The 6,342-nt window shown below is 47.5% G+C and carries 4 protein-coding genes and 1 pseudogene; all 5 read left to right on the top strand.

Annotated elements, in window-relative coordinates; all coding sequences use genetic code 11:
* Positions 1-770, top strand: a pseudogene (locus IJJ71_RS04380) (tape measure protein); the annotation flags it as partial.
* Positions 771-1,127, top strand: a complete 357-nt coding sequence (locus tag IJJ71_RS04375; protein ID WP_296845550.1) for a hypothetical protein — start codon at positions 771-773, stop codon at positions 1,125-1,127.
* Positions 1,120-1,617 (top strand): DUF1833 family protein, encoded by a 498-nt coding sequence (locus IJJ71_RS04370; RefSeq protein ID WP_296845549.1) that lies wholly within the window; start codon positions 1,120-1,122, stop codon positions 1,615-1,617. Before IJJ71_RS04375 ends, IJJ71_RS04370 begins: the two co-directional genes overlap by 8 nt.
* A gap of 9 nt (positions 1,618-1,626) precedes the next feature.
* Positions 1,627-2,067, top strand: coding sequence for a C40 family peptidase (locus tag IJJ71_RS04365; protein WP_296845548.1), 441 nt, complete (start codon positions 1,627-1,629; stop codon positions 2,065-2,067).
* The gene (locus tag IJJ71_RS04360) at positions 2,015-6,211 is read left to right on the top strand and encodes a host specificity factor TipJ family phage tail protein (RefSeq protein WP_296845547.1); all 4,197 of its coding nucleotides are present in this window, start codon (positions 2,015-2,017) and stop codon (positions 6,209-6,211) included. Before IJJ71_RS04365 ends, IJJ71_RS04360 begins: the two co-directional genes overlap by 53 nt.
* Positions 6,212-6,342: the final 131 nt, after the last annotated feature.

The following is a 6,342-nucleotide window of genomic DNA, read 5'->3' as shown; positions in this document are numbered from 1 at the left end:
GAATTCAGGATCTGCTTGAGGATTTTGACGTACTAGACGCAAAATCAAGACAGGTACTCGCAAATCTGGCAACAAGTTTTGCGAGCGTGAGCATTGACTCATCCATAACTGGCTTCAAAGAATTCGGAAAGGCTCTGGGAGAGGGAAAGGATGCGGCGGACTCCTTGCAGGCAGCTCTTGCGGCAATGGCTCAACAAATCCTTAATCAGCTTCCGACGATGTTCCTTCAGGCGGGCTTACAGCTCATTGCCCAGGGACAGTGGCCTCTGGGACTCGGTTTCATTGCGGCTGCAGGAAGCTCTGCGATTATCGCGGGATATATTGACGGCAAGACCTCTTCCGCAAAGGAAGAGACCAAGACGAATGCTCTCGGCGGAGTGTACGGAGACAACGGCTATTCAGCTTTCGCAAAGGGCGGAACTTTCACTAATGCGATTTTCTCAAGCCCGACATTCTTCAAGTTCGCCAAAGGCAGCGGATTCGGAACCGGACTTATGGGAGAAGCAGGCCCGGAAGCCGTGATGCCGCTCACTCGTGGTGCTGACGGTTCTCTTGGTGTAACTGCAAGCGGGCTTGGCTCAAATATCGAAGTGAACATTCCTATTACGGTCTATTCTGACGAGCCGGTTGAGGTCAACGAGACGACGGATGAAAACGGCCAGAGGAAGATTGAGATGATGGTTGGCTCAATGATAAACAGACATCTTTCGGACGGTTCAGCTGACAGGGCTCTGAAAAGCCGTTACGGTCTGAAAGTTCAGGGGGTATAAATGACAAACATAAAATGGCCGGATTCACTTCCTCAGGTGCTGATACTTGACGGACTGAACGCAAAGAAACAAAACTCTGTTGTAAGGACTGAAATGGATGCGGGGCCGGCGAAACAGAGGCGGCGTTACACAGTCTCTCAGAAGGATTTCAAGGGAAGTATCGTAGTAACAGAAAGCCAACGGCGGATTCTTGAAGCTTTTTACGATTCTGTTCTTGGCGGTGGAGTTCTGAGGTTCGTAATGAAAGACCCGCAGACTTTGATGCCTGGAGAATTCCGGTTCAAGGAACATTACGATGAAGATTCACTTGACGGAAACTGGCGGATAACCATGACACTGGAGAAAATGAATGCCTAGAGAGAACCTTACAGAAAACGCAATTAATGCAATGACTGCCCCGGAAACAGCGGAAGTGCTGCTCAATCTGCTCACAATCAAATATGACGGGGAGCCAATTCTCCGCGTGGTGGACGACAAACAGCAAATCACATCCAACGGGAACATCTTCATTCCGTGCGGATTCACCGTAGTTCTGCCCGATCAGACGAGCGACGGCAACAAGACATGCAGACTTCAGATTGACAACGCCGACATCTCGATTTATAGGGAAATCAAATCAGCTGCCATAAACAGCATCAATCAGAAAAAGAAAATCACCTGCGATGTCGCAGTTATAATGGCGAGTGAACCGGACAACTACATTGAAGGTCCTCTCACATTCGCTCTCAGGAACATTAATGCAACGGTACAGAGCATAACCGGGGAACTCTACGACCTGTATATGAGCGACAGAAAATTCTCCGCGCTGACATACAATCCGGAGGACTTTCCGGGGATGTTCTTCTAGGACTTGCTTATGTATGATTGGGTAAAAAAGTATGTGGGGATTCCTTTTGTTTCCGGCGGTCGCGACGAAACAGGCTGCGACTGCTACGGACTTACGCGGCTAATCCTGACGAATGAATACGACTACGATCTTCCAATCCTCAACGGCGACTACACGAACGCACTGAACATAGCAGAGACAAAGAAGCTTTTTATGGAGAATGTGCCTCTGCTCTGCGGGGAGAAAATTGACGGCCCGGAAGAAAAGGCTGTTGTCCTCATGCGGATGGGTGGCAGGCTGTGCCACATCGGCTTGTATGCGGGTGACGGCTATATAATTCACTCTCGACACAAGGTCGGCGTAGTATGCGAAAGACTTTCTTCTCCAGCTCTCGCCGGTTGTGTCGAGGGGTGGTACCGTGTCGATTCAAGTTACAGCGTTTTTAAATCCGTTTTCGCAGAAAAAAAGTGAATTTCATTTTGAAGAAGCAATTTCAATTCAGGAAATTATAAAAAAATTTGATGCACTCCATGCCGTAAATACAGGCTGGCGCGTACTCATTGACGATGAGATTGTCACTGATTTTACACGCATCCCGGAAGACGGTCAGCATGTTTTTATAAAGCTTGTGCCGGAAGGGGACAATAAAAGCACTGGAACTGGAATGAAAGTCGGCGGTGCACTGGCTGTCGTTGGAGGAATTGCCGCAATCGCATTTTTGGGCTGGACCGGCATAGGCGGTGCTGCAGGAGCAGCTTTGATTGGTATCGGTATAGGTTGTTTTGCGGGCGGAACAGTGCTCTATAACCTCAATATCGAAGTTCCATCCTTATCACAAAACAAAAAACAGCAGGCTCCAGAGCAGGATCCTGCAATCCGAGGAAGCGAGAACCAGCTAAGGCCTTACGGTATGATTCCGACCCTGTTCGGAAAAAGACGGATTTACTCCGACCTTGCAGCAACAAGTTATACATGGGCTGAGGACGGTGCAATCTACCTTTACCAGCTTTTCTGTGCTGGACAGAAGGACATGGAAATTGACACAGGCTCAATCAAGATTGACGAGACTCTGATAACACAATACTCATCTACAGGCGACATCAACAAGATTCTTTCGGGACAAGACCCTCTTATTGACATGAGAATCCATCAGGACGGTACCATGCCGCTTCTTTACGACAAGTGCGTACATGAAGAGCAGATTAACGCAATACTGAAGCATGAAACCGAAGAAGGAATTGACGGCTCGGTAATCAGAACCACGCCGGAAGGAACGCAGGAAATCAATGTGGATTTGTTCTTTTTCAACGGACTTGGAAAATATAATAATAACGGAGGTCTTGAAACCACTTCGGTTGAAGTAGGAGCATGGTACAAAAGGAGTGATGAGCCTGACTCAGCTTACAAACTGCTGCGTAATCCTATTTCTGCACAAAACAAAACACAATTTTTTCATGTTTCCTTGCCTTGGGGAATACAAGTCACACGCTCCACGCTGTTTGCACGCATGGCTGACTGGAGCTACCTGTCTGGAGACAGGTTTGATGTGGATCCAGCTAAGGCACCGGAATATCAAGTTCAGATATTAAGCGTGTATGATCCGTGTCCATCAGCACGTTCGATAATTCCACCCGCGCAAATTGTTGATTTTTCCATAGGTTTTTCTGTATCTGGGAGCACAAATATAGTCATTGAAGGCGCTGAGTTGAAGACGAAACGCTACTCAATAACAAAACTAGGGCTTTCTCCAGCAAGCTACACAGTAAAAATATCGCGTCTCACGGCAGACGGTACGGACATGAATGTCATCGATGATGTGTATGTCGGATCAATCCGTGCGGCAAAGAATGTGAATCCGATACGACCAGAGCGTGCTGCCCAGCTCACACTAGTCGAACTTAAAATCAAGGCAAGCGCGAAACTGAACAATGTCGTTAAGAAGCTTAATTTCGTCGCTCAGTCAAAGCTTCCGTCATACTTAGGAGACGGAAGCGGCTCACCACGATGGAGCGACAGATTGTCCAGCAATCCGGCCAGCGCTGCAATATACGCCATGCAGGGCGGATTCGCCCAACAGCAACTCTCTGACGGCGAGATAGATTGGCCTATGTTCGAACGGCTTTATATATGGTGTGCGGCTAACGGCTACGAGTGTAACGCGTACCTCACTGAGCAAATCCCAATAAGCAGCCTTCTCTCATCAATCGCCTCGACTTGCCGTGCGGAGATTTTCAGGCTCAATGGCAAGATCACGGTCATTCAGGACATCACGCGAGACTCGTTCACTCAGCTTTTTACCCCGCGAAATTCTCATGGTTACTCAGAGCAAATTGCGCTTGCGACAATCCCCGATGCACTCAGTCTTTCATTCGTTGATAAGCAGAACGGTTATGCGGAGAATTTCACCAGAGTCTACAACACTCCAAACGGAAACTATGCTGGCGAGCCTCATACCACACAGGAAATTCAGTTGTGGGGTGTAACTGACTCCAAACAGGCACGGAAAATCGGGATGTATGATTACGCTGTCTCAAAACACAGGTTCATTATCCACAAATTCAGCTGCGACTTTGAATACCTCATGTGCTCTAAAGGGGATTGGATTAAATATGCCGGAGACATCGCGATTGCCGGAGTAACACAAGGAAGGATTACGGAACGGATTTTTGACGGTAATGGGCTTGTCGCAGGCTTTGAATGCGACGAGATTATTCCTATGGAAAGCGGAAAATCCTACGGAATGAGGGTACGGAAAGCAAACGGGGAGTCGGAACTTTTCTATCTCGTTAATACAGGTTCAAGCTCAAGGTCCGTGTATCTTCAAAACCCTATTATAGTTCAGAATATACCGCAAAACAACGAGTCAAAGGCGGGCGATCTTTTTACTTTCGGTGAGGTTTCGGGTGCGAATCTTAAAGATGCAATCGACCTGATAGTTACAGATATACAGTGCGGGGAGAACCTTTCAGCAGATTTGACATGCGTAGAGTACGCTCCTGAAATTTTCGGCGTGGACGACCCAAATTTCGTACTCCCAGAATTCGAGAACAACCTTTCAGAGAAGTCCTTTGTCATTGATATGGGGGATGTGAGCGAATGGCGAACATTTACGACTTACAACGACAGCAAAGAGAAGCCTTCGAGACCAGAGGGAGACGGAACGCAGGATGGCTGGCATTATGTGCAGACCGAGAATTCATTCTGGATTTCGACAAAAACCGCATCAACTGTGAGCGACGGTGTATGGTCAGAGCCGATGCCGTCTGGACAGCTCGCTTTTGAACGGCTCCTAAGCGGTGACACCGACATAGGAACACCTGACTCCGTGGCCGGGTTGACGGCCATCGCACGAGAAAAGGACATCCTCATTACATGGAATCCAGCTTCGGAGGACGGACTCAAAAATACGATAAAATACTACTCAGTTGAAATCAGTCGGGACGGCGGGGAACACTGGTCAAATGCCGCCGACACGAACAAAGATTCCTTGACATACCCGTTTGACCGAAACATCGTCGGTTACCCTGAATCAGATGAAGTCTCAACATGGTTCGTAAGGGCAAGGGCTGTAAATGTTTATGGAAACGCTTCGGAAACATGGTCAGTCACGGCAGTCAACACCTCATCGTACGGAACATGGATTCCTGCGGCATCCAATTTCACCATGAAGGAAGCCGATGAGGGGGGAATCAACCTCGCATGGAGCATTGCAAGAGGCACCGGCGGCAAGGAACTTTACGGCTCGACCACTTATAGAATCATCGTAAAGTACGAAGATGAAATCCGTGCGATCATCGAAACTGACTCCAGGGTGGCCGTATACAATTTTAACCGCAGTCTGGACCATTTTCCTGAGAAACCTGATGTCGCGGGGGCGGCCGTCACTCTAGACAAATTTAAGGTCTCGGTTGAGGCAATCAACGAGAGCGGAAATACGGCACTCGGTACAGACAAATTCATTGATTACGACAACTACAAGACTTGGATTCCAAGACAACTTGAGGGGGAATATGCCGTCAGGCAGAATGCCGCAAGACGGGCTGTTACTCTCCTTTTCCCGCCTCAGGGCGAGTCCATTTACGGTTCCGTTGTCTTTGGCATAACGATCAGCAGAAGAAACACGGACAAAGACGGCAATATGCAGATTTTTTACACACCGAATATCACGAAGGACTGCTACTCTGATATCAACTCGTATAAGGATACTTCGACAAACGCCGTTTTCTGTTCATCCAGTTTCAAGCAGAATCTTCCTCTAATCGGTCAAGACATGCGGACTATCCAGCTTGACAGGTACGATGTTGAGTGGCGGGATGGAGAGCCTGTCAAAGACTCAGCTGAAAATATTGAGCGTTATGCAATTTCTCGCGAATATTATGTGTACGATTCGGACGGAATCCAGTCGTTCAGAAGCGTTTACGGAGTTCATTCGGCCATAAATCTTGATTCGATTCTGGAGTCATTGGAAAACAATATGACCGTAACAGACTATACATGGACACGCGAAGGTGGCTCAGACAGCAACTACACCGTATGCCACATGACACTTTCTCTGATTCAGACACCAATGCCGGAAGACACAGAGTATATTTACAAGTGTTTCGCAAAAACATAAATTGCAATAACAACTTGAAACAACAAATTTGTTAAGCTGTTTTTCTATAAATTTTATCTAACTCAGCTTCAAATAGTTGAGCTGGAGTTTTATAACCCAATATTTTTCTAGGAAGATTGTTCATCCAGTCT

This window comes from Treponema sp., assembly GCF_017430385.1.
Lineage (GTDB): Bacteria > Spirochaetota > Spirochaetia > Treponematales > Treponemataceae > Treponema_D.
Note: the sequence above shows the minus strand (reverse complement) of the source record. Positions and strands in the feature narration are given on the sequence as shown.

Excerpts from the sequence above, each read along its gene's own strand:
- IJJ71_RS04365 (WP_296845548.1), top strand. The coding sequence starts at position 1,627 with ATGTATGATTGGGTAAAAAAGTATGTGGGGATTCCTTTTGTTTCCGGC.
- IJJ71_RS04370 (WP_296845549.1), top strand. The coding sequence starts at position 1,120 with ATGCCTAGAGAGAACCTTACAGAAAACGCAATTAATGCAATGACTGCC.
- IJJ71_RS04375 (WP_296845550.1), top strand. The coding sequence starts at position 771 with ATGACAAACATAAAATGGCCGGATTCACTTCCTCAGGTGCTGATACTT.